The sequence below is a fragment of the Pseudoxanthomonas sp. SORGH_AS_0997 genome (assembly GCF_031453535.1).
In the GTDB taxonomy this organism is placed as follows: domain Bacteria; phylum Pseudomonadota; class Gammaproteobacteria; order Xanthomonadales; family Xanthomonadaceae; genus Pseudoxanthomonas_A; species Pseudoxanthomonas_A winnipegensis.
On the sequence record NZ_JAVIZI010000001.1, the window covers coordinates 2,038,039 to 2,060,142 of the forward strand.

Below are 22,104 nucleotides of genomic sequence, written 5' to 3' on the forward strand. Positions count from 1 at the left end.
TGGGGTTCGAGGGCAAACGGTCACTCTAGCAAGGCCCCGCGCCCGCCTGCGACGGCAGGGAAAGAGAATGACCGAACTGACAGCCGGGCGATGCCCGGCCGTACGACCCGCTCAGCGCCGCGGATACAGCGGCGCCAGCGCCTCGCCCTGCGCGGACGGGCCCGCCGGCACGCGCCAGGTCGGCCCGCTGGCGAAGGCCTGGCGCAGCAGCGCACGCGCCTGGGCGCCATCGCCGTCGGCCCAGCGTGCGCGGCGCAGCGCATCGATCGCCTGCCGCTGCGACGGATCGGCCAGCTGCGCGGAGACCGCGTCCAGATCCCGCGCCGGCGGCGCGGCCATGCCGATCAGGATCTCACCGACCTCGTCCAGCGTGCCGGTGTCCAGCGCACGGCGCAGGTCCGGCAGGCCGTGCCGCGCCCGCGGTGCCGGGGCCGCCGTGGCGGCGCCCGCCGCGCGGGCCGTAGCCGACGCAGGCGCACGCCGCGGCCGGCGCAGGAACCACACCAGCGTGCCCAGCCAGAGCAGGCCGAACGCCGCGGCCAGCGCGATCCAGGGCCACAGGCGGCCAGCCACCGACCCGGCGCCGACGGCCGTGGCCGGCAGCGCGCCGTCGCTCGGCGCCTGCGGCGCGGGGACCTCCGCGGCCGGCGCGGGCGCGGGCAAGGTCGCGTTGGCGAAGCTGCCAGACCCGGCGGCGACCTCCAGCTGCATGTCCGGCAGCGCCGCGGTCCTGGCCGCATCGGCCTTGACGTCCCACCAGTCCAGCTTGATGCCGGGCAGCGTCAGCCGGCCGGCGCCGTTGGGCACGATCGAATAGCGCCGGGTGATCTTCACCACCGGCGTGGCGCCGTCGAAGCTGTCCTCGTACTGGGCCGGCTCGGCGAACACCTGCGCGCCGTCCACGTTCGGCGTGGGCAGATCCGGCAGCTGCGCACGGGTGGCGCCGCGCGCCACCGCCTCGACCACGAAGCTGCTGGCCTGGCCGGCCTTGAGCTCGCGCGGCGCGCTGGCATAGCGCAGGCGCAGGTCGGCCAGCGGCAGCCACGGCTGCGGGGCGTTGGCCGGCTGCGGCTGCACGTGCAGGGTCAGGGCCTGACCGAACGCGCTCAGCTCGCTGCGCTGGCCCATGCCGAGCATGCTGTCGAAGAAGCCGCCACCGCCGGCGGCGCGGCCGATGAAGCGCGCGGCCGGCAGCTGCAGGTCGCCGCTGCGGTCGGGCACCAGCAGGAAGTGGCGTTCGACCACGTTGTAGCGACGCCCATTGACCTCGCGCGTGGACTGCACGTCCTCGCCCACGCGCTGCAGCGAGGTGCCCTGCGGCGCATCGAGGTCCAGTTGCCCGGAGACCAGCGGCACCGCGTAGAACAGGCGCAGGGTCACGCCGACGGTCTGCTGCACGTAAGGCGTCGGGTCGTCGACCTGGGTCTCGACATAGGCGTTGCTGCTGCCGGGCTGGGCGACGGGCGCATCGGTGACGCGCAGACCCAGCGCGGGCGTGCGCTGGCCGTTGACCTCCAGCGCCGGCACGGTCAGCTCACCGGTGCGACGCGGCTGCAGGGTGATGGCCAGCACGACCGAGCGCGAGATGCGGCCGTTGACCATCTGCATCTGGCGGCTGGAGGAGGTGTCGACCACCGAGAAGTCGCGCTGCAGGGGGCTCAGGTCGGGCTGGCCGATGTCCTGGTCGCTTTCGATGCTCAGCACCACCGGCTGGCCCATCGCCGTGCGCGAGCGGTCCAGCCAGGCGCGCGTCTGCGCCAGCGCGGGCAGCGTCCAGGCCAGCAGGACCAGCGCCAGCCACGCGGTCGCGACGAACCGCGACGGCGCGCGCCTGCGCTGCGGCGATGTGGAGGCGGCCGGTTGCATCATTGTCCTTCCCTCTGGCGACGCTGGTACTCGAGCTGGAACTTGGCGCGCAGCAGGCCACCCGGATCGTCCGGCACGCGCCGCAGCCAGGCTTCGGTGGCCTGGCGCTGCTCGCGCTCGGCCGCGGTTTCCGGCTTGGCCTGGGTCGGCTCCGGCTGCGCGCCCTGGCCGGCCTGCTGCTGCATGGCCTGCTGCATGCGTTCGCGCTGGGCCGCGTCGGCGGCCTGCTGCTCGCGCTGCTGTTCGGCGGCCGACTTGGGTGGCTCGGACTTGGCGTCGCCGGAGGAGTCCTTTGCGCCCTTGTCCGCGTCCTGCTTGTCCTGCTGCTTGCCCTGCTGCTTGTCTTGCTGCTGCGGGTCCTGCTGATCCTGGCCCGGCTTGTCGTCCTGCTTGCCACCAGACGACTGTTGCTGGCCAGACTTCTGCTCAGGGGGCTGCTTGCCCTGGTCGCCGCCCTGCCCGCCCTGGCCACCGGCCGGCGGCTGCCGCTTGCGCGCGGCCTCGACCGCGGCGCGGTTGGCGATGGCGTCTTCCATCCCCGGCTGGCGCTGGAGCGCCTTGTCGTAGGCGGCGATCGCCTCGTCGTACTTGCCCTGCTTGGCCAGCGCGTTGCCGAGGTTGTACAGGCCATCGGCCGAGTCCAGGCCGGCGAAGTCCTTGGTGGCCGCGGCGTAGTCGCCGCCGCGGTAGGCCTTGGCGCCCTGCTCGATGCGGTCCTGGGCCTGCTGATCGGCGCGCTTCCACCAGTCCATCGCCTGCGCGGGCTGGGCCATCGGCAGCACCACGCACAGCGCCAGCGCGGCCAGCACGCCGCCGCGACGGAACGCCAGCAGCACCAGCAGCATCAGCGCCGGCAGCAGCCAGTAGCCCTGATCCAGCCAGGCGCTGCCCTTTTCGCCGCGGGCGGCGCTGGCGTCTTCGGCTTGCGGGTCGAGCACGCCCAGCGCGCGCAGGTCGGCATCGTCGGTGCGCAGCACCTCAAAGCGCCCGCCGCCGGCCGTCGCCAGCCGCTGCAGCGAGGCCGCATCCAGCTGGGCGCGGCCGAACTGGCCATCGGCCTGACGATAGGCCGCCCCCGCGGGCGTTCCCAGGCCCAGCACCGAGACGCTGAAGCCGGCGTCGCGGGCGCGCTTGGCGGCGCTGTCGGCGGCCGGATCGGCGTGATCGGTCAGCAGCAGGATCTGGCCGCGGTCGAACCCGGCGCGCTGCAGCAGCTCTTCGGACCAGAGGATCGCCCGACGCGCATCGCTGCCGTCCACCGGCATGATCGCCGGGTCCAGCGCGTCCAGGAACAGCGCCACGTTGGCCGCATCGTCGGTCAGCGGCGCCACGGTGAACGGCTCGCCCGCGTAGGCCACCAGCGCGACCTGACCGCCGACGCGTTCGCGCAGCAGCGTGGCCAGCTTGGCGCGCGCCTGCAGCAGGCGCGAGGGCGGCAGGTCGTTGGCGGCGATCGAGCCCGACAGGTCCAGCGCCACCACCAGCGGCGCGCGGGTCTGCCACAACGGCTGTTCGCTGCGCTGCCAGCTCGGGCCGGCCAGGGCCAGCGTCGCCAGCACCCAGGCCAGCACGATGCCGACCAGCCCGAGCACCTGGGCGCGGCCGCCGCCGACCTGCAGATGCGCCAGCAGATGCTGATCGACCAGGCCGCGCCACGCGTTGGCGCGCTGCTGGCGTCGCCGCCACAGCCACCACAGGCCAGGCAGCGCGATCAGGGCCAGCAGCCACCACGGCCGCAGGAAATGAAAATCCGCCATGGCCTGCACCAACGCACTCATGCCCGCAGCCCTCGCCAGGCCAGCGCCAGCACGCCCAGGCCCAGCGCGAGCGCCAGCGGCACCGGATAGCGCTCGATGCGCGGCTGCACCGCGCGCCCCGGGCGCGAGATCGGCTCGATCTTGTCCAGCTCCGAATAGATGCCGGCCAGCTCCTGCGTGTCGCGGGCGCGGAAGAAACGCCCACCGGTGGCCTGGGAGATGCGGCGCAGGCCGTCTTCGTCGATATCGTCCTGGCCCTGCATGCCCAGGCGCATGCCGAATACCGACAGTCCCCCGCCGCCGCCGAAGGCGATGGTGTGGATGCGCACGCCTTCGCGCGCGGCCAGTTCGGCCGCCTTGTCCGGATCCAGCGCGCCGGCATTGCTGACGCCGTCGGTGAGCAGGATCAGCACGCGCTGGCCCTTGGGCTGGGCGGCCAGGCGCTTGACCGCCAGGCCGATGGCGTCGCCGATGGCCGTTTCGCGCCCGGCCAGCCCGCTGACCGTGTCGCGCAGCTGATCGCGCACCGAATCGCGATCCAGCGTCAGCGGCGCCACCGCATAGGCGCGGTTGCCGAACACCAGCAGGCCGACGCGGTCGCCCACGCGGCGGTCGAGGAAGTCGGCCAGCACCGCCTTGGCCGCGGTGAGCCGGTCGACCGGGGTGCCGCCCAGCTCCATGTCGGTCTCGCGCATGCTGCCGGACAGGTCGACGGCCAGCATCAGATCGCGCCCGGTCTGCGGCGGCGTGACCGCCTCGCCCAACTGCTGCGGCCGCGCGGCCGCCGCGCACAGCAGCAGCCAGGCAAGCGCGGCCAGCCAGTTGATGCCGAACCGCCGCGCGGTGGCCGCGCTGACGGCGATGCCGTCCAGCGCGTCCCCATAAGGCACGCGCAGCGCAGGCGACTGGCTGCGCACCGCCGGGAGCAGCCAGGTCACCAGCCACGGCAGCGGCAGCGCCAGCCACATCCACGGCCAGGCGAAGCCGCCGAAGAGCAGCCTGACATCGTGCATCCACTGCGCCAGGAGGCTCATCGCCGGCCCTCCATCAGCTGCACGAAGCGTGCAGCCGCCAGTGAGCGCAGCGCCTGCATCTGCCGCGGATCCACGCGTGGGCGATAGCCACCGTCGAGCAGCAACGCACCCACATCTTTGCTGAAGGCATGTCCCTTCGGACCATCCAGGAACTGCAGCCAGGCCGCACCCTGCAAACGATCGGCGCGCGGATCGACCCGGCGCGCGGCCCGGCGCAGCAGCTGCGAGGCGGCCGCGACCTGCTCCGGCGGCGGCAGCGCGCCGGAGCACTCGGCTTCGAACAGCCGCAGCCAACGCGCACGCCGCCGGCGACGCCGCGCGCGCCACAGCAGCGGCACCGCCACCAGCACCGCGACGGCCAGCAGCACCAGCCACCAGCCGGGCGCCGGAGGCCACCAGGCCGGCGCAGGGGGCACGTGCACGTCACGCAGCACCAGGGGCGCGGGCGCGCTCATGCGGTCGCCGGAGCGGTGGCGCGCGCCAGCAGCGACAGCCACGCATCGCTGGGCGCATCGGCGCGCAGCGCCATCACGCGTACGCCACGGGTAGGCAGCTGCGCCAGCGCCGCATGCAGGGGCTGGACGAATTCCCGGCCCCAGCGCTGTCGCTGCGCGGTATTGGCCAAGTCCAGTTCGACCCGATGCTCGCCGCTCTGGAACGGCAGCGACGCCCGCGGCGGCGCCTGCTCCAGCGCATCGGTCATCAGCAGCACGATGACCTCGCAGCGCGCCGCCAGCGACGGCCAGCGCAGCTCGGGGATCTGCGCCACGCTGCGCGGATCGGCCAGCACCACCAGCCGCGAGCCGGGGCGCAGCACGCGCTGGGCGTGCTCGAGCGCCACGGCCAGGCCTTGGTCGTCCTCCGGCGGCTGCGCGTACCAGCGGGTCAGCGCGTCGAGCGTGCGCAGCGCGCCGCGCGTGCCCGAGGCCGGCGGCAGGGACGGCTCGCGCCCCGCCCCGCGCAGGACCGCCACGCGATCGCCGTCGGCCACCGCGGCCCAGGCCGCCAACGCGCCGGCGCGCGCGGCCTGCACCGACTTGAAGCGCACGCGCGTGCCGAAGTACAGCGTCGGCGCGGTATCGGCCACGATCAACGTCAGCCGCTCGCGTTCGGCCTGGAACAGCTTGGTGTGCGGCTTGCCGCTGCGCGCGGTCAGGCGCCAGTCGATATGACGCGCGTCGTCGCCGGCGACGTATTCGCGCGACTCGGCATATTCCATGCCGCGCCCGCGCAGCGGCGAAGCGGCCGGGCCGCTGAGATGGTGGCTGCCGCGACGCGCGGCCGGGCGCCGCTGCGCCAGCGCACGCAGCTGCACCAGTTCGGTCAGTGTGGGGCGCAGGCCGTCGTTGACCGCAGCGGGATCCGGATCGGCGTGCGAGGTGGGAACCGCGCTCATGACGGCGGCACCTGCCAATGCGGGCGCACCGAAGGCATGCGACGCAGCGCGCCTGCAAGCTTGGTTCGACGGTGAGGGATCATCGCGCAGCTCGCCTGTTCCGACCTACGACTCAAGGCAGGGGCACCCGTTCGATCAGGGCCTCGACCAGCCGACCGCCGTCCCAGCCCTCGGCCGTGGCCTCATAGCTGGGCAGCACACGATGGCGCAGCACGTCGCCGGCCACGGCCCGCACGTCCTCGGGTGTGACGAAGTCGCGCCCGGCCAGCCAGGCATGCGCGCGTGCGCAGCGCTCCAGCGCGATCGAACCACGCGGGCTGGCGCCCCAGGCGATGCGTCGGCCCAAGGCGGCGTCGTAGCGCGCGGCATCGCGCGAGGCCAGCACCAGCTCGATCAGATAGCGCTCCAGCGCCGGCGCCATATGCAGGTCCAGCACTTCGCGCCGCGCCGCGAACACATCCTCCAGCGGCATCTGCTGCAGCGGCTCGGCCACCGGCGCCAACGCATCGCGGGCGCGCTCGCGCGCCAGGCGCAGGATCTCCGACTCGGCCGCGGCTTCGGGATAGCCGATCTTCACGTGCATCAGAAAACGGTCCAGCTGCGCCTCGGGCAGCGGGAAGGTGCCCTCCTGCTCGATCGGGTTCTGCGTAGCCATGACCAGGAACAGCGAGGGCAGCGGATAGGTGTGTCGGCCCACCGTGACTTGGCGTTCGCCCATGGCCTCCAGCAGCGCCGACTGCACCTTAGCCGGCGCGCGGTTGATCTCGTCTGCCAGCAGGATCGGATGGAAGATCGGCCCGGCTTGGAACTCGAAGCGCCCGTCCTGCGGCCTCCATACCTCGGTCCCGGTCAGATCGGCCGGCAGCAGGTCGGGCGTGAACTGCACGCGCGCGAAGCCGGCTTCCATGCGCGCGGCCAGCGCACGCACCGCCATGGTCTTGGCCAGGCCGGGCGCGCCTTCGACCAGCAGATGGCCGTCGGCCAACAGCGCGATCAACAACCGGTCCACCAGCAACTGCTGTCCCACGATGGTCGCCGACAGCGAGCTGCGCAGCGCCATGAAGGCCTCGCGCAGGCGGCCATCGGGCGCGGGCGCGACGGGAGGCGCGGGTGGCTGGAGGTTCTGGGACTGTTCCATTACAGGCTCTCATGGTGGAGATCAGGCGCGTCGTTTCGACCGGGCCTCATCGAAAGGGTTCCGCGTCCCACCTTACCTTGGGCCTCGTGTTCAGCGAAGCGCCATCATCGGCCGGGCGGCGCAGCTGCCGTCCCCACTTGTGAGTGCGCACAAGACACCAACGCGAAAACGGGGCCGATCGGCCCCGTTTTCCTCTTCACTACGAACCTGCTTACTGGCGGACCGCGATCACCTTCGGCGTCACGAAGATCAGCAGCTCGGCCTTGTTCTTCTGCTTGCCCTGCTTCTTGAACAGGTTCCCGAGGAACGGGATGTCGGCCAGGAAAGGCACCTTCGAGACCGAGGTCTGGTCGGTGAATTCGTACACACCGCCGATCACCACAGTCTGGCCATCTTCGACCAGCACGGCGGTGTTGATCTCGCGCCGGTTGAGGGTCGGCACGGTGCCGTAGCCGGCCAGCGTGATGTACTCGGCCACGTCGTCCTTCTTGACGAACATGTTCAGGAAGATGCGTCCATCGTGCGTGATGGTCGGCGTGACCTTCAACTCGAGCAGCGCTTCCTTGAACTGCACATTGGGCGTGGCCGCCGTGCCGGCGGTGCCACCGGTGATCGTGACATAGCCGATTTCCGTACCCTGCTTGATGTCGCCTTCGCGCTGGTTGGCCGTGATGATGCGCGGATTGGAGACCACTTCGCCGCGGCCTTCTTCTTGCAGGGCAGACAGCTCCAGGTCCAGGTTGAAGTTCGTCCCCAGCAGGGTATACGCGATGCCGCTCGCCGTACCGTTGGTGAACGTACCCGCCGGCATATTGACGTTCAAACCGGTCGGGAACAGATGCGACGCCAAGGTACTGCTGGTACCAGAGTTGGCGATCTCGTTCTTACGCTGCGCCGAGGTGTTCTGATAATTGACGTTGCTGTCCAGTGAGCCGCTGAGAATCCCCCTGTCCGTGGACCCCAGCACGCCAAAGCGCGCACCGAGATCGCGTGCAAAAGTATCGCTGGCCACCACGATGCGCGCCTCGATCAGCACCTGATCCACTGGACGGTCGATGACGGCGATCAGCTCGCGCATCGAAGCAACCTTCTTAGGGATATCGCTGATCATCAGAGTGTTGGTGCGTTCATCGGCGACCAGGCGTCCGCGCGGGGACAGGAAGCCATTCTCCTGGTCGGCCTGACCGCCACCTTGACCCCCAATGCCCTTGGCCTCGGTCAGCGCCTTATAGATCTCGGTCGCGTTGTGATAATTGATCTGCACATAATCAGTGATCAGATCCTCGCGATTCTCGATCGCGATGCGCGCGTCTTCCTTGTCCTGCTCGAACTTGGCCAGTTCGGGCTGCGGCGCCACCCAGACCACGTTGCCGTCGCGGCGTTTGTCCAGCCCCTTGGCGCGCAGGACGATATCCAGCGCTTGATCCCACGGCACATTGACCAGGCGCAGGGTCACGCTGCCCTGGACGGTATCGGAGGCGACGATGTTGAGGTTGGACTCCTCGGCGATCAGCTGCAGGACGGTGCGCACCGGCACGTCCTGGAAGTTGAAGGTCACCGGCTTGCCCACATACGGCTTGACCCCGCCAGCGGCCAGCTGCGAGGCGCCGGTGCCTTGGGCCGCGGCGCCCATCGCGGGCTTGCCGGACTTCTGGCTGATCTCGACCACGTACTGGTCTTCGGTCTGGTAGGCCAGCGACTCCACGGTCCCGCGGGTGTCGAGCACCAGCTGCGCGCCCTTGCCCGAGGCATGCGCGTCGATGCGCTGCACCGGCGTGGCGAAATCGGTGACATTCATCGGCCTCTGCAGGGAGGCCGGCAGAGTGACGTTGGCCATGTCGATGATGACCTTGCCGTTGTCGGTGCGCAGATCCGGCATCGCGCCCTTGCGGTCGAACTTGAGGATCAGGCGCCCGGCGCCGTCCTCGCTGCGACGGAAGTCGACGTCGGACACCTGGACCGGCGCGGCCTGGGCGGCGCCGGCCGGCGCCGCGGCGGCGGCCAGCACGGGCGCGCTGCCCGAGGCGAGCGCGATCGCCAGCACCAGTGCACCCCACCGGTGGGCGGCCAGTCGCCGCAGGGGACGCAGGCCATGAGCGTTGGAAGCGGTCATCGTGTATCCCCTAATCATTGGTCTAGCGTCACGGCCGCCGGACGCTCCAGCCAGCCACCGGCGCCGTCAGACACCAGTTCTACGAGGTTGATGCGGTCGGGCTGGACATCGGTGATGCGCCCATCGTTCTGCCCCAGGTAGGCACCGGGCGAGACGCGATAGGTCACCTTGTCCGGCGCCATCACCAGCCCGACGATGTTCGAACCGCTGCCGATGGTGCCGACCATCTTCAGGCTGTCCAGCGGGTACTGCTCCAGCGTTTCCTTGCGCCGGTTCGGATCCGGTCGCAGGCCGCTGCCGGAATCGGACGTCGTCCAGGCGGTGCTGAACGGATCGCGCAGGTTCTGGGCCGCGTACTCGAAGGTCTCGAACTGCTGCATCACCGGCAGCGGCTCCAGCGGCGGCGCCGGACGGGCACGCACGTCGTTGACCCAGTTCTGCAGATTCGGCGCATCGCCGGGTGTACTGGTGATGCTGCGCGAGCAGCCGGCCAGGGCCAACAGGGCCAGGCCTGCGAGCAGGAGACGGGAACGAGCGGAAGGGATCCGGGTCATGGCGTGGCCCCAGCAGGTTGCGTGCCAGCCGCCGCAGCAGCCTTCTCCTGCGCGGCGGTCTCTTCCTCGTCGAGGTAGCGATAGGTCTTGACCGTACCCGACAGCTCGAGATTGCCGTTGGCGATGCCCTGCTTGGGATCCACCGGCTGCAGGGAGATGTCGTGCATGGTCAGGATGACCACGCGCGGCAGCGACGCCACGCCGCTGACGAAGGCGCCGAACTGGTGATAGCTACCCACCATGCGCAAGGCGATCGGCTTCTCGGCGTAGAACTCCTTCTGCGACTCCTCGCCGGGCTGGAACAGCTCATTGGTCAGTCCGCTGGACAGCGCGGTCTGCGAAATGTCGACGATCAGGTCGGGCATCTCGGTCTTGCTGGGTAGCTGGCGCAGCATCTGCTGCAGCACCTGCTCCATCTGCGCCAGCTGCTGCTTGAGCGGCTGCAGATTGGCGGCGCGACCGGCCTTCTGCTCGAACTCCAAGCGCAGGGTGGCCTCCTGACTCTCCAGCCCTTCCAGCTCCTCGGCCTGCCCGCGGAACACGAGCAGATAGGCCAGGATCAGCACCAGGGCACCCAGCAGCACGCAGAACCCGATCTTGTAGTTCCGCGGCCAGCCGCCGATGTTGTTGAAGTCCAGCTCGCTGATCTTGATCTTCTTCTGGCTCATGACGCAGGGCTCCCCTGGGTCTGCGGCGGCGTGGTGGCCTGCGGCGGCTGACTGGTCGCCGGCGTCGCGGCACCGGCCGGAGCGGCGGCGGGCGCGGTCGCCGGATCAGCCGCGGGCGCGGCGCCGGGATCGGCCGGATTCGCCAGTTCGACCTTGAGGCTGAACATGTAAGGCAGCGCCCGTCCGACCACCGAGATGGGCGCGCTCTGGCCCTGGCCCTGGCCTTCGGCGGCCTTGGCCTCGATCACCGACAGGTCCGGCTTGGTCATCCAGCCCGAGCCTTCGAGGTTGCGCATGTAGGTACTGACCCGCGCATTGGACTGCGAGCGCCCCTGCAGCGTGAGGACATTGCCCTCCTGCTTGATGCTGGTCAGCACCACGCCGTCGGGAATGGTGCGCACTAGCGAATCGAACAGGTGCACCATCTGCGAGCGGTTGGCCTGCAGCTCCTCGATGACCTTCTTGCGGGCCAGCAGGCGGTCTTTCTGCTTGTCCAGCGCGTTGATCTCTGTGATCTGCGCGTCGACCTTGGCGATCTCGCCCTGCAGGAAGGCGTTGCGTTCGTTCTGGCCGTCGATCTGGCCGTTGTAGTAGAACCAGATGAAGAGCGCCAGCAGCACCGAGATGGCCGCGGCCACGCCCAGCATGCCGTAGAACTCTTTCTGGCGTTGCGCGCGGCGCTCGGCGCGCCACGGGAGCAAGTTGATCTTTGCCATCAGTCGAAGCTCCGCAGCGCCAGGCCGGTGGCGATCATCAACGCCGGCGCGTCCTGGGCCAGCGCATGCGCCTGCACCTTCGGACCCAGCGTCATCTGTGCCAGCGGATTGGCCACGATGGTCGGCACGCCGAGCTGCTCCTCGACCATTTCCGGCAGGCCGGCCAGGGCGGCGCAGCCGCCGGCCAGCACGATCTGGTCGACGCGGTTGAACTCGCTGCCGGCATAGAAGAACTGCAGCAGGCGGCTGACCTGCTGGACCGTGGCTTCCTTGAACGGCTCGAGCACTTCGATCTCGTAGCTTTCCGGCAGGCCGCCCTGGCGCTTGGCCATGCCGGCCTCCTCGTAGGTGAGCCCGTAGCGGCGCATCACCTCGTCGGTCAGCTGCTTGCCGCCGAAGACCTGCTCGCGGCTGTAGAGGCTGCGGCCGCTGCGGATGACGTTGAGCGTGGTCATGGTGGCGCCGATGTCCACCAGCGCGACCACGCCGTCATGCGGGACCGGCAGCTCGCCCGCCAGCAGGGCGAAGGCGTTTTCGACCGCGAAGGCCTCCACGTCCATCACCTTGGCGGTCAGCCCGCCCAGCTCAAGCGCGGACTGGCGCAGCTCGACGTTCTCCGAACGCGAGGCGGCCAGCAGGACCTGGACCATCTCCGGGTTGCCGGGCATGGGGCCCAGGACCTCGAAGTCCAGATTCACTTCCTCGATCGGATACGGGATGTAGTTGACCGCCTCGAGCTCGATCTGGGCCTCCAGGTCGTCCTCGTCCAGATCGGCGGGCATGGGGATGATCTTGGTGATCACCGCCGAACCGGCCACGGCCGCGGCGGCGTTCTTGACCTTGGTGCCGGCGCGGGTCACGGCGCGGCGGATCGCCTCGCCCACCGCCTCGACCTCGACGATGTTCTTCTCGACCACCGCGTTGGGAGGCAGCGGCTCGACGGCGTAATGCTCGACGCGGAAGCGGTTTCCCACGCGCGTGAGCTGCAGCAGCTTGACCGCAGTCGAGCTGATATCCACGCCGAGCAGCGCAGATTGGCTTTTTGGGATGAGCCCCACGGTGTATCCCCTTCCGACCGGAAAACCACAACGGGCTAGTTCAGCCAGCCCTCACATTAGTAATGAATTTTTTACAACTTGCAAGGACCACAAGGCCTCCCGTGACGGGTTGCCGCTTTTTGCTAAGGATTTCCCCCAAGTACTTGTTTCCCCCCAGGAAGCCGGTCCCCGCTTCCGACTCATCTATACTCCGGCGCCACGAATTGTGCAATCGGAAGTCTCCCGATGTCCCGTTTCCGCCGCCTGCTCCGCTGGGCGCTGCTGTTGTGCCTGGCTGGCGCCCTGGTGGGAGCCGTCGTCCTGGGCTTCTTCTACTACTCCATCTCCTCCAAGCTGCCTTCGATCCAGTCGCTGCGCGACGTGCAGCTGCAGGAGCCGATGTACGTCTATGCCAATGACGGCAGCCTGATCGGAATCTTTGGCGAGACCCGCCGCTACCCGGTCGACATCAGCAAGGTGCCGGTCAACGTCCAGCGTGCATTTGTGGCTGCGGAGGACTCGAACTTCTACGAACATGGCGGCATCGACCCGACCGGCATCTCGCGTGCGGTCTGGCAGACGCTGACCAAGGACGGTCGCGTGGCCGGCGGCAGCACCATCACCCAGCAGGTGGCGCGCCAGTTCTTCCTGAGCAACGAGTACAGCTACACCCGCAAGCTGGCCGAAATGATGCTGGCCATGCGCATCGAGCGGATGCTCACCAAGGACCAGATCCTGGAGCTGTACCTCAACAAGAGTTTCTTCGGCAACCGCTCCTACGGTGTGGCCGCGGCGGCGGAGTTCTACTACGGCAAGACGCTGGACCAGCTGACCCTGGGCGAGGCGGCCACGCTGGTGAGTTCGCTGAAGTTCCCCTCCAGCGGCAATCCGATCAGCAACCCCGAGCGCAACCACCAGCGCAGCGTCTACGTGATCGACCGGATGCTGGAAGACCACTACATCAGCGCGAGCGAGGCGGCCGCGGCCAAGGCCGAGCAGCCGCACGCCGCGCCGCACGAGCGTCCGATCGACGTCTATGCGCCCTACGTGGCCGAGATGGTCCGCCAGGAAATGGTGGCCAAGTTCGGCGGCGAGGTGCTGGACAAGGGCTACCACGTCACCACCACGGTCGATCCCGTACTGCAGCCGGCCGCCGACCAGGCGGTGCGGACGGGCCTGGCGACCTACGATCATCGTCACGGCTGGCGCGGCGCGGAGAAGCATTTCGAGGTGACCAGCGATGCCGACGCCGAGTCGCTGGCCGCGCACCTGGTCGGAATCGTGTCCGAGGGCGGGCTGGATCCGGTGATCGTCGCCTCCACCAGCGGCGACACCGCCACGGTGGTGACCCGCGACGCGCAGCAGATCGTGCTTGGCCCCAGCGCCAGCCGCTGGACCGGCAAGACGCCCGGCCGCCTGCTGCAGCGGGGCGATCTGGTCCGTGTCGGCGCCGAGCGCAAGGACAAGGACGCCGAGGACAAGACCAAGCCCGCGACCGAGGCCAAGCCCGAGTACGTCTACACGCTGGACCAGCTGCCGCAGGCGCAGTCGGCGCTGGTGTCGCTGGACGCCAACAGTGGCGCGATCCGCGCGCTGGTCGGCGGCTTCAGCTTCGCGGCCAACAAGTTCAACCGCGCCACCCAGGCGCGGCGCCAGCCGGGCTCGAGCTTCAAGCCGTTCCTGTATTCGGCCGCGTTCGAGAAGGGCTTCAACCCGCTGTCGATCGTGCTGGACGCACCGGTGGTGTTCCGCGACCGGCGCGGCCATGTCTGGCGTCCGGGCAACGACGACGGCAAGTTCGACGGCCCCATGCGCCTGCGCGAGGCGCTGGTGAAGTCCAAGAACCTAGTCTCGGTGCGGCTGCTGGATGCGATCGGCGTGGATTTCGCGCGCAAGTTCATTGCCCAGTTCGGCTTCGACGAGGCCGAGCTGCCGCCCAATCTGTCCATGGCGCTGGGCTCGGCCTCGCTGACGCCGATGTCGGTGGCGCGCGGCTATGCGGTGCTGGCCAACGGCGGCTCGCTGGTCACACCCTGGCTGATCGATGAGGTCAAGGACCGCGACGGCAAGGTCGTGTTCAAGGAAAACCCGGCCGTAGCCTGCCGCAGCTGCGGCCGTCACGGCGCCAACGCGCCGGCGCCCAGCCAGGTGGTGGACGGCTTCAACTTCGGCCCGGCCCAGGACACGCAGGCCAAGGCCGAACCGCTGGCGACCTCCAAGGCCGAGCCGGCCGATGAGCAGGCGCCGCCTCCTGGCACCAACGTGGCGCCGCGCGCCATCGACGAACGCACCGCCTACCAGCTGGTCTCGATGATGCGCGACGTGGTCCAGCGCGGCACCGGCACGGCCGCGAAAGTGCTCGGCCGCGCGGACACCGCCGGCAAGACCGGCTCGACCAACGACCACCGCGATGCATGGTTCTCCGGCTTCGCCGGGCCTTACGTGACCACGGTCTGGGTCGGCAAGGACAACTTCCGCTCGCTGGGCTACCGCGAGTACGGCGGCAAGGCCGCGCTGCCGATCTGGATCGATTACATGCGCGTGGCCCTGAAGGACAAGCCGATCACGCCCAACGACCCGCCCGAGGGCATGGTCCAGGTCAGCCGCAACGGCGCGACCGAGTGGATCAAGGTCGAGGACCTGGAGCGGATGCAGGGCGAGGACAGCCTGCAGGATCAGAACGCGACCGACGAGGCGGCGTTCGATATCTTCTGAGGCAGGGTTGGTCGAGCGCGGAGGAAGCGAGCAGCGAGCGAAGGTGAAGGCGCACGGCCAGTCACTTCCCACTCACTCCTCGCTGCTCCACACTCAGGCCACAAAACCTGAGGGGTCCGCCATGCATCACGCTCGCCAGCACGCGCAGACCCAGACCGCGGAACGGCGCCGTCGCCTGGCCCACGAGGCCGCGCGGCTGATTGCCGAGAGCGGCATCCGCGATTACCGCCAGGCCAAGCTCAAGGCGGCCAGCCGGCTGGGCATCTCCGACGATGCCTCGCTGCCGCGCAACCGCGAGATCGAAGAGGCGCTGCGCGAGTACCAGCGCCTGTTCGCCGGCCCCGATCACGCCGGCATGCTGCGGGCGCGACGCGAGGCGGCGCTGCAGGCGATGGAATTCTTCGCAGGCTTCGCCCCGCGCCTGGTGGGTCCGGTCCTGGACGGCACGGCCGATGCCCAGTCGCCGGTGCAGCTGCATCTGCACAGCGACGACGAGGACGCGGTGGCGCGCTTCCTGGAAGACCACCGCATCCCGGCCGACGCGCGCGTGCGCCGGCTGCGCATGGACCGCCAGCGCCACGCCGATGTCACTGTCTGGGTCTTCGCCGCTGACGGGATCAGCTTCGACATCGCCGTACTGCCGCGCCAGGCGCTGCGCCAGGCGCCGCTGTCGGTGGTGGACGAGGCGCCGATGGACCGCGCCTCGGCCGCCCAGGTCGCCGCGCTGCTGGCCCGCGAAGAGATCGCCGGCTACGAGGCCGGCTGAAGCCGGGCGGGCCGCCCCGCTATACTTGCCGGCTCCTTCGATTCCCTGCGCGCCCGCCCGGGCGCGACGACCATGTCCGATGTGTCCCGCGAAGCTGCGCGCCGCCGCACCTTCGCCATCATTTCCCACCCCGACGCCGGCAAGACCACGCTGACCGAGAAGCTGCTGCTGTTCGGCGGCGCGATCCAGATGGCCGGCAGCGTCAAGGGCCGCAAGGCCGCGCGCCATGCGACCTCGGACTGGATGGCGCTGGAAAAGGAACGCGGCATTTCGGTCACCTCCTCGGTGATGCAGTTCCCCTACGAGGACAAGATCGTCAACCTGCTCGACACGCCGGGCCACGCCGACTTCGGCGAGGACACCTACCGCGTGTTGACCGCGGTGGACTCGGCGCTGATGGTCATCGACGTGGCCAAGGGCGTGGAGGAGCGCACGATCAAGCTGATGGAGGTGTGCCGCCTGCGCGACACGCCGATCATGACCTTCATCAACAAGCTCGATCGCGAGGGCAAGGATCCGATCGAGCTGCTGGACGAAGTGGAGACCGTGCTGGGCATCCAGTGCGCGCCGGTGACCTGGCCGATCGGCATGGGCCAGCGCCTGAAGGGCGTGGTCCACCTGCTCACCGGCGAGGTGCACCTGTACGAACCCGGCCGCAACTTCACCCGCCAGGATTCGACCATCTTCGCCTCGCTGGACGCGCCGGGCCTGGCCGAAAAGATCGGCGAAAAGATGCTCGACGACCTGCGTGAGGAACTGGAGCTGGTGCAGGGCGCCAGCCACAGCTTCGACCCGCAGGCGTACCTGGCCGGCCAGCAGACGCCGGTGTTCTTCGGCTCGGGCGTGAACAACTTCGGCGTGCAGCCGCTGCTGGACTTCTTCGTCGAGCATGCGCCGTCGCCACAGCCGCGCGCCACCACCGGCCGCGAGGTCGAACCCACCGAAAGCAAGCTGACCGGCTTCGTGTTCAAGATCCAGGCGAACATGGACCCGCAGCACCGCGACCGCGTGGCGTTCATGCGCGTGTGCTCGGGCCGGTTCTCGGCCGGCATGAAGGCCTTCCACGTGCGCAGCGGCAAGGAGCAGAAGCTGGCCAACGCGTTGACCTTCATGGCCTCCGACCGCGAGATCGCGGCCGAGGCCTATCCGGGCGATGTGATCGGCATCCACAACCATGGCACGATCTCCATCGGCGACACCTTCACCGAAGGCGAGAGCCTGAGCTTTACCGGCATTCCCAACTTCGCCCCGGAACTGTTCCGCCGCGCACGCCTGCGCGATCCGCTCAAGCTCAAGCAGCTGCAGAAGGGCCTGGCGCAGCTGAGCGAGGAAGGCGCCACGCAGTTCTTCCGCCCGCTGATGAGCAACGACCTGATCCTGGGGGCCGTGGGCGTGCTGCAGTTCGACGTGGTCGCCTATCGCCTGAAGGACGAATACGGCGTCGATGCCATCTTCGAGCCGGTCGGCGTGACCACCGCGCGCTGGGTGCACTGCGACAATCCGAAGAAGCTGGAGGAGTTCCGCGAGAAGAACGCGATGAACCTCGGCATCGACGCGGCCGGCGAGCTGGTCTACCTGGCGCCGACCCGGGTCAACCTGCAGCTGGCGCAGGAACGCGCGCCGGACGTGCGCTTCTCGGCCACCCGCGAACACGCCCACGCGCTGGCCGCGGGCTGAGCCGAGCCCGCGGCGCGCGTCCGGATTTGCTGAATCCGTCCCGGTCGGCGGGCGTCACCGCGACTGCTGCGACGCACCACGCTCATCGCGGTGCGATAAAGTTCGCAGCATGGCTCTGCAGGCGCATCCCGAGACCAACCTGCGTGACGAGATCGCCAGCGCCCTGACCCATGGGTTGGGCGCGGTGGCGGCGCTGGCCGGCGGCGCGGTGCTGATCACCCTGAGCGCGCTGTACGGCGACGCCTGGCAGCTGGGGACGGCGATCGTCTTCAGCAGCACCTTGCTGCTGCTCTACGTGGCCTCCACGCTGTACCACGCCATCCAGCACCCGATGGCCAAGGCGCGGCTGCAGATCTTCGACCACTGCGCGATCTATCTGCTGATCGCCGGCACCTACACGCCGTTCACGCTGATCGGACTGCGCGGGCCATGGGGCTGGGGCCTGTTCGCGGCGATCTGGACCATCGCCGTGATCGGCGTGGTGTTCAAGCTGTTCTATACCGGGCGCTTCAAGCTGTTTTCGACCATCGTCTACGTGGTCATGGGCTGGCTGGTGGTAGTCGCGATCGAGCCGCTGCTCAAATCGGTCGATGCCTTCACGCTGGGCTGGCTGCTGGCCGGCGGGCTGTTCTACACGCTGGGCACCTACTTCTACCAGCGCGATTCGGTGCGCTATTTCCACGCGATCTGGCACCTGTTCGTGCTCGCCGGCAGCGTCTGCCACTTCATCGCCGTCACCGGTCAGGTGCTGGTGCCGCGCCTGCATCACGGCGGCTGACACCGCCTGCGCGTGACGGAGCCGGCGGCACGTTCTTCGCGGAACGTGAACACCCGGCTTGCCGATAGTAGGGCTCATGACGCCCGCAGATACCACGCCGCGCCCGTTCGTTCGCGCCCATCCCGTGCTGACCGCACTGGGAATCGTCGCAGTGCTGATCGTGCTGCTGATCATCTTCTGGGACTGGAACTGGTTCAAAGGGCCGGTCGAGCGCGCGGTGTCGGCCAAGACCGGGCGCGCCTTCCACATCGACGGCAACCTGGACGTGGATCTGGGCCGGATCAGCACCATCCGCGCCGACGGCCTGCGCCTTGCCAATGCGGACTGGGCGCTCAAGACCGCCCCGGAAATGGCGACCGTCCAGCACCTGGAGCTGGACCTGGACGTGCCGCAACTGCTGTTCCACCGCAACGTCTCGCTGCCCGCGATCCGCATCACCCAGCCCGTCGTTGAACTGCAGAATCGCACCACCGCGCAGGGCGGCGGCAACTGGAACTTCAAGCGCGACGAGCCCTCGCAGGACGGCGGCATGGACGTGCGCTTCGGCGCGGTGATCGTCGATGCGCTGCGCCTGCACTACCTCGACCCGCCCAACAAGACCGACCTGCGTGTGCAGGCCAGCAGCGGCAAGCCGGACGCGCAGTACCGCGCGCCGCCGATCGACCTCACCGGCGCGGGCCGCTGGGGCGCCAACGCCTTTACGCTGAAAGGACGGATCCAGTCGCCGCTTGACCTCACCCAGACCGAGCGCCCGTACCGCATCGATCTCAACGCCGCCGCCGGCGCCACCAAGGCACACGCACGCGGCACGTTGATCGATCCGCTGCATCTGGGCGGCTTCGACCTGCGCATGGCGCTGTCCGGCCAGGACCTGGCCGATCTGTATCCGCTGATCGGCGTGGCCTTGCCGGAAACGCCGCCCTACGCGATCGACGGCACCCTGACCCGCGCTGGCAATGTCTGGCATTACGACAAGTTCGCCGGCAAGGTCGGCGACAGCGATCTGGGCGGTTCGGCTGCTGTCACCGTCGGCGGACCGCGGCTGAAGCTGGACGCCGATCTGGTGTCCAAACGCCTGGATTTCGACGACCTGGCCGGCTTCATCAATGCTCCCTCCAAGGGCGGACCGTCCGAGACGCGCAGCGCCAAGCAGGAAGCGCAGGCCGCCAGGCTCGCCGCCAGCCCGCGCGTGCTGCCGCAGGAGCGCTACAACCTGTCCAAGCTGCGCGCGATGGATGCGGACGTGCGCCTGAAGGCGACCCGCATCAACGCGCCCAAGCTGCCGATCGACGACATGGATGCGCACCTGCTGCTCGATGACGGATTGCTGCAGCTGCAGCCGCTGAACTTCGGCGTGGCCGGCGGCGACATCCGCTCCAACATCCGCATGGACGCGCGCCAGCCCGTGATCCGCACCCGCGCCCAGATCGCGGTGCGCACGCTCAACCTGGGCCAGCTGTTTCCGAGCGTCAAGCTCACCCAGGACGCGATCGGACGCATCGGCGGCGGAATCGATATCGACACCACCGGCAACTCGATCGCCGAGATGGCGGCCAACGCCAATGGCCAGTTGGGCGTGGGCATGGGCAAGGGGCACCTGCCGCAGCTGCTGGTCGAACTGGCCGGCCTGGATGTGACCCAGTCGCTGGGCTATCTGTTCGACCGCAACAAGCAGGTGCCGATCCGCTGCGCGTTCGCCGATTTCGGCATCAAGGACGGCTTGATGCAGACCCGCGCGATGGCCTTCGACACCACCGACACCCTCGTGCTCGGCGAGGGCACCATCAATCTGAAGGACGAGTCGCTGGACCTGGTGCTGCGGCCGCGGCCGAAGGATCGCAGCATCCTGAGCTTCCGCACGCCGCTGGATATCGGCGGCACCTTCAAGGATCCCTCGTTCCGCCCCGACCTCAAGAAGCTGGGGCTGCGCGGCGCGGTGGCCCTGGCGCTGGGCAGCATCGCACCGCCGGCCGCGCTGCTGGCGACCCTGGATCTGGGCGGTGGCGAAGACGCCAACTGCGGCGGCCAGTACGCCAAGTAAGCCTCCCCGTCATTCATGCGAACGCGGGAATGACGGGGACTTCGGCGCTATTGCAGGAACGCCAACGATCCCTGCCCTTGCGCAACAGACACCGCCAACCTCAATCGACCGACTGACGCCGAGCCGTCGCCTCCGCTGCTGGCGTGAACCCCTGCCGCGCCGGACGCCACTGATCGATCAGATACAACGGCCGCTGCTTGGATTCCTCGTACAGCCGGCCCAGATACTCCCCGATCAGCCCCAGCGCGATCAGCTGCGTCCCGCCCAGGAACAGCACCACCGTCATCAGGCTGGGCCAGCCCGCCACCGGGTCACCGTGCAGCATCGCGCGGGCCACGATGACCACGGCGAAGACGAACGCCATCGCCGCCACCAACAGCCCCAGATAGGTCGCCACCCGCAGCGGCGCGGTCGAGAAACTGGTGATGCCCTCGAGGGCGAAGTTCCACAGCTTCCACGCGCCGAACTTGCTGTGCCCGGCGATGCGCGCCTCGCGGTGATAAGGCACGGCCAGCTGCGAGTAACCCACCCAGCCGAATAGGCCCTTCATGAAGCGATGCCGCTCGCGCAGCTGCCTGAGCGCGCCCAACGCGCGCGGCGAGAGCAGGCGGAAATCGCCGGTATCGGCCGGAATCGGCGTCTTGGACAGGCGTCCGATCACGCGATAAAAGCCATGCGCGGTCAGGCGCTTGAGCCAGCTCTCGCCGTCGCGCTCCACGCGCGTGCCGAACACGTTGTCATGGCCCTCGCGCCAGGCGGCGACGAACTGCGGGATCAGCTCCGGCGGGTCCTGGCCGTCGGCATCGAGGATCAACACCGCGCTGTCCTCGGCGACCTGGTCCAGGCCGGCGGTCAGCGCCGCTTCCTTGCCGAAGTTGCGCGACAGGCGCAGCAGTTCGACCAGCGGGTCCTGCTCGGCCAGGCGCTGCATCACCGACCAGGTCGCATCGGTACTGCCATCGTCGATGTACAGCACGCGTCCGGTGACCCCGTCGAGCCGGTCGAGCACCGCGCGCAGGCGCGGATGCAGGCGCGGCAGGGCTTCCTGCTCGTTGCGTGCGGCGACCACCACGGTCAACAGGTCGAAGGCCATGGTCACTCCAGGGATTCAAGATAAGTGGCGCCGCCGATCTGGCGGACCTGACGCTGGATCCAGCCGGCGCGGCGGGCCACATAAGGCCCCGGCCGCGCGGCGTCGTAGCTGCGCGGCGCCGGCAGCACCGCCGCCAACTGCGCTGCCTGCTGGGCGCTGAGCCGCGAGGCATCGGTCCGCCAGAAGCTGCGCGCCGCCGCCTGCGCGCCGTACACGCCGTCGCCGAACTCGGCGATGTTGGCGTAGACCTCAAGGATCCGGCGCTTGGGCCAGAACAGCTCGATCAGCACCGTGTACCAGGCCTCGATGCCCTTGCGCACATAGCTGCGCCCGGACCACAGGAACAGGTTCTTGGCCACCTGCTGGCTGATCGTGCTGGCGCCGCGCACGCGGCCGCCGCGCTCGTTGTGGGCGCGCGCCTTCTCGATGGCCTGCAGGTCGAAGCCGTCGTGATCGGCGAAGCGCTGGTCCTCGGCGGCGACCATCGACAGCGGCAGCGCGGGCGCGATCCGCTCCAGGTCGCGCCATTCGTAGACCGGATGGAAGCGCCAGTCGCCCTCGCCCCAGGCCTCCAGCTGCCGTGCCACCATGAACGCGGAGAACGGCGGGTCGACGAAGCGCAGCACCATCACCTGCAGCGCCGAGGCGGCGGCGATCAGGAACGGCAGCGCCAGCAGCCAGCGCAACCAGCGACGGCGGCGGGAGACAGCAGGCTTGGCGTCGATGGCGGAAATCCTCGGCTGGCGGCGATGAAG

18 protein-coding genes are annotated in these 22,104 nt (G+C 69.3%); 5 read left to right on the plus strand and 13 right to left on the minus strand.

Annotation, left to right across the window (positions count from 1 at the left end):
• Positions 1–111: 111 nt before the first annotated feature.
• The 11 genes from QE438_RS09105 to QE438_RS09155 all read right to left on the minus strand — a co-directional run bounded on the left by QE438_RS09105 (position 112) and on the right by QE438_RS09155 (position 12,300).
• Positions 112–1,866, minus strand: a complete 1,755-nt coding sequence (locus QE438_RS09105; RefSeq protein ID WP_309733626.1) for a BatD family protein — start codon at positions 1,864–1,866, stop codon at positions 112–114.
• A complete protein-coding gene (locus tag QE438_RS09110) occupies positions 1,866–3,644 on the minus strand; it encodes a VWA domain-containing protein (RefSeq protein ID WP_306990939.1) in 1,779 nt (592 codons plus the stop codon). The genes QE438_RS09105 and QE438_RS09110 overlap by 1 nt, the downstream gene beginning before the upstream one ends.
• Complete coding sequence (locus tag QE438_RS09115; RefSeq protein WP_306990937.1) at positions 3,641–4,657, minus strand: VWA domain-containing protein; 1,017 nt, start codon at positions 4,655–4,657, stop codon at positions 3,641–3,643. The genes QE438_RS09110 and QE438_RS09115 overlap by 4 nt, the downstream gene beginning before the upstream one ends.
• Complete coding sequence (locus tag QE438_RS09120; RefSeq protein ID WP_306990935.1) at positions 4,654–5,112, minus strand: DUF4381 family protein; 459 nt, start codon at positions 5,110–5,112, stop codon at positions 4,654–4,656. Before QE438_RS09120 ends, QE438_RS09115 begins: the two co-directional genes overlap by 4 nt.
• Complete coding sequence (locus QE438_RS09125) at positions 5,109–6,053, minus strand: DUF58 domain-containing protein (RefSeq protein WP_306990932.1); 945 nt, start codon at positions 6,051–6,053, stop codon at positions 5,109–5,111. The genes QE438_RS09120 and QE438_RS09125 overlap by 4 nt, the downstream gene beginning before the upstream one ends.
• 112 nt (positions 6,054–6,165) lie before the next feature.
• The gene (locus QE438_RS09130; RefSeq protein WP_130528522.1) at positions 6,166–7,191 is read right to left on the minus strand and encodes a MoxR family ATPase; all 1,026 of its coding nucleotides are present in this window, start codon (positions 7,189–7,191) and stop codon (positions 6,166–6,168) included.
• 211 nt (positions 7,192–7,402) lie between these two features.
• Complete coding sequence (locus QE438_RS09135) at positions 7,403–9,304, minus strand: type IV pilus secretin PilQ family protein (RefSeq protein ID WP_306990929.1); 1,902 nt, start codon at positions 9,302–9,304, stop codon at positions 7,403–7,405.
• A 14-nt stretch (positions 9,305–9,318) separates the two neighbouring features.
• A complete protein-coding gene (locus QE438_RS09140; protein ID WP_130528519.1) occupies positions 9,319–9,858 on the minus strand; it encodes a pilus assembly protein PilP in 540 nt (179 codons plus the stop codon).
• Positions 9,855–10,526 (minus strand): type 4a pilus biogenesis protein PilO, encoded by a 672-nt coding sequence (pilO, locus tag QE438_RS09145; protein ID WP_306990927.1) that lies wholly within the window; start codon positions 10,524–10,526, stop codon positions 9,855–9,857. The genes QE438_RS09140 and pilO overlap by 4 nt, the downstream gene beginning before the upstream one ends.
• Positions 10,523–11,242: a PilN domain-containing protein gene (locus tag QE438_RS09150; RefSeq protein WP_306990925.1), complete on the minus strand. Its 720-nt coding sequence runs from the start codon at positions 11,240–11,242 to the stop codon at positions 10,523–10,525. Before QE438_RS09150 ends, pilO begins: the two co-directional genes overlap by 4 nt.
• Positions 11,242–12,300: a pilus assembly protein PilM gene (locus QE438_RS09155; protein ID WP_130524892.1), complete on the minus strand. Its 1,059-nt coding sequence runs from the start codon at positions 12,298–12,300 to the stop codon at positions 11,242–11,244. The genes QE438_RS09150 and QE438_RS09155 overlap by 1 nt, the downstream gene beginning before the upstream one ends.
• A gap of 225 nt (positions 12,301–12,525) precedes the next feature.
• Between QE438_RS09155 and QE438_RS09160 the strand changes: the two genes are divergently transcribed.
• The 5 genes from QE438_RS09160 to QE438_RS09180 all read left to right on the plus strand — a co-directional run bounded on the left by QE438_RS09160 (position 12,526) and on the right by QE438_RS09180 (position 20,256).
• Complete coding sequence (locus QE438_RS09160) at positions 12,526–14,994, plus strand: penicillin-binding protein 1A (protein WP_306990923.1); 2,469 nt, start codon at positions 12,526–12,528, stop codon at positions 14,992–14,994.
• A 121-nt stretch (positions 14,995–15,115) separates the two neighbouring features.
• On the plus strand, positions 15,116–15,760 hold the full coding sequence (locus QE438_RS09165) for a hypothetical protein (RefSeq protein ID WP_286575090.1): 645 nt from the start codon (positions 15,116–15,118) through the stop codon (positions 15,758–15,760).
• Between the two features lie 72 nt (positions 15,761–15,832).
• Positions 15,833–17,437, plus strand: coding sequence for a peptide chain release factor 3 (locus QE438_RS09170; RefSeq protein ID WP_306990920.1), 1,605 nt, complete (start codon positions 15,833–15,835; stop codon positions 17,435–17,437).
• Positions 17,438–17,546: 109 nt separating this feature from the next.
• The gene (locus QE438_RS09175; RefSeq protein WP_130517365.1) at positions 17,547–18,215 is read left to right on the plus strand and encodes a hemolysin III family protein; all 669 of its coding nucleotides are present in this window, start codon (positions 17,547–17,549) and stop codon (positions 18,213–18,215) included.
• Positions 18,216–18,291: 76 nt separating this feature from the next.
• Entirely contained in the window at positions 18,292–20,256 is a 1,965-nt protein-coding gene (locus QE438_RS09180; RefSeq protein WP_306990918.1) for an AsmA family protein, read from the plus strand.
• A gap of 100 nt (positions 20,257–20,356) precedes the next feature.
• On the opposite strand, the gene QE438_RS09185 is transcribed toward QE438_RS09180, so the two are convergent.
• Together QE438_RS09185 and mtgA are read right to left on the minus strand one after the other, a co-directional pair.
• The gene (locus tag QE438_RS09185; RefSeq protein WP_306990915.1) at positions 20,357–21,349 is read right to left on the minus strand and encodes a glycosyltransferase family 2 protein; all 993 of its coding nucleotides are present in this window, start codon (positions 21,347–21,349) and stop codon (positions 20,357–20,359) included.
• 2 nt (positions 21,350–21,351) lie between these two features.
• A complete protein-coding gene (mtgA, locus tag QE438_RS09190; protein WP_306996059.1) occupies positions 21,352–22,083 on the minus strand; it encodes a monofunctional biosynthetic peptidoglycan transglycosylase in 732 nt (243 codons plus the stop codon).
• Between the last annotated feature and the right edge of the window lie 21 nt (positions 22,084–22,104).

Excerpts from the sequence above, each read along its gene's own strand:
- QE438_RS09130 (WP_130528522.1), bottom strand. The coding sequence starts at position 7,191 with ATGGAACAGTCCCAGAACCTCCAGCCACCCGCGCCTCCCGTCGCGCCC.
- QE438_RS09175 (WP_130517365.1), top strand. The coding sequence starts at position 17,547 with ATGGCTCTGCAGGCGCATCCCGAGACCAACCTGCGTGACGAGATCGCC.
- QE438_RS09165 (WP_286575090.1), top strand. The coding sequence starts at position 15,116 with ATGCATCACGCTCGCCAGCACGCGCAGACCCAGACCGCGGAACGGCGC.
- QE438_RS09135 (WP_306990929.1), bottom strand. The coding sequence starts at position 9,304 with ATGACCGCTTCCAACGCTCATGGCCTGCGTCCCCTGCGGCGACTGGCC.
- QE438_RS09120 (WP_306990935.1), bottom strand. The coding sequence starts at position 5,112 with ATGAGCGCGCCCGCGCCCCTGGTGCTGCGTGACGTGCACGTGCCCCCT.
- QE438_RS09150 (WP_306990925.1), bottom strand. The coding sequence starts at position 11,242 with ATGGCAAAGATCAACTTGCTCCCGTGGCGCGCCGAGCGCCGCGCGCAA.
- QE438_RS09185 (WP_306990915.1), bottom strand. The coding sequence starts at position 21,349 with ATGGCCTTCGACCTGTTGACCGTGGTGGTCGCCGCACGCAACGAGCAG.
- QE438_RS09180 (WP_306990918.1), top strand. The coding sequence starts at position 18,292 with ATGACGCCCGCAGATACCACGCCGCGCCCGTTCGTTCGCGCCCATCCC.
- QE438_RS09170 (WP_306990920.1), top strand. The coding sequence starts at position 15,833 with ATGTCCGATGTGTCCCGCGAAGCTGCGCGCCGCCGCACCTTCGCCATC.
- QE438_RS09125 (WP_306990932.1), bottom strand. The coding sequence starts at position 6,053 with ATGAGCGCGGTTCCCACCTCGCACGCCGATCCGGATCCCGCTGCGGTC.
- QE438_RS09140 (WP_130528519.1), bottom strand. The coding sequence starts at position 9,858 with ATGACCCGGATCCCTTCCGCTCGTTCCCGTCTCCTGCTCGCAGGCCTG.
- QE438_RS09110 (WP_306990939.1), bottom strand. The coding sequence starts at position 3,644 with ATGAGTGCGTTGGTGCAGGCCATGGCGGATTTTCATTTCCTGCGGCCG.
- pilO (WP_306990927.1), bottom strand. The coding sequence starts at position 10,526 with ATGAGCCAGAAGAAGATCAAGATCAGCGAGCTGGACTTCAACAACATC.
- QE438_RS09115 (WP_306990937.1), bottom strand. The coding sequence starts at position 4,657 with ATGAGCCTCCTGGCGCAGTGGATGCACGATGTCAGGCTGCTCTTCGGC.
- QE438_RS09160 (WP_306990923.1), top strand. The coding sequence starts at position 12,526 with ATGTCCCGTTTCCGCCGCCTGCTCCGCTGGGCGCTGCTGTTGTGCCTG.
- QE438_RS09105 (WP_309733626.1), bottom strand. The coding sequence starts at position 1,866 with ATGCAACCGGCCGCCTCCACATCGCCGCAGCGCAGGCGCGCGCCGTCG.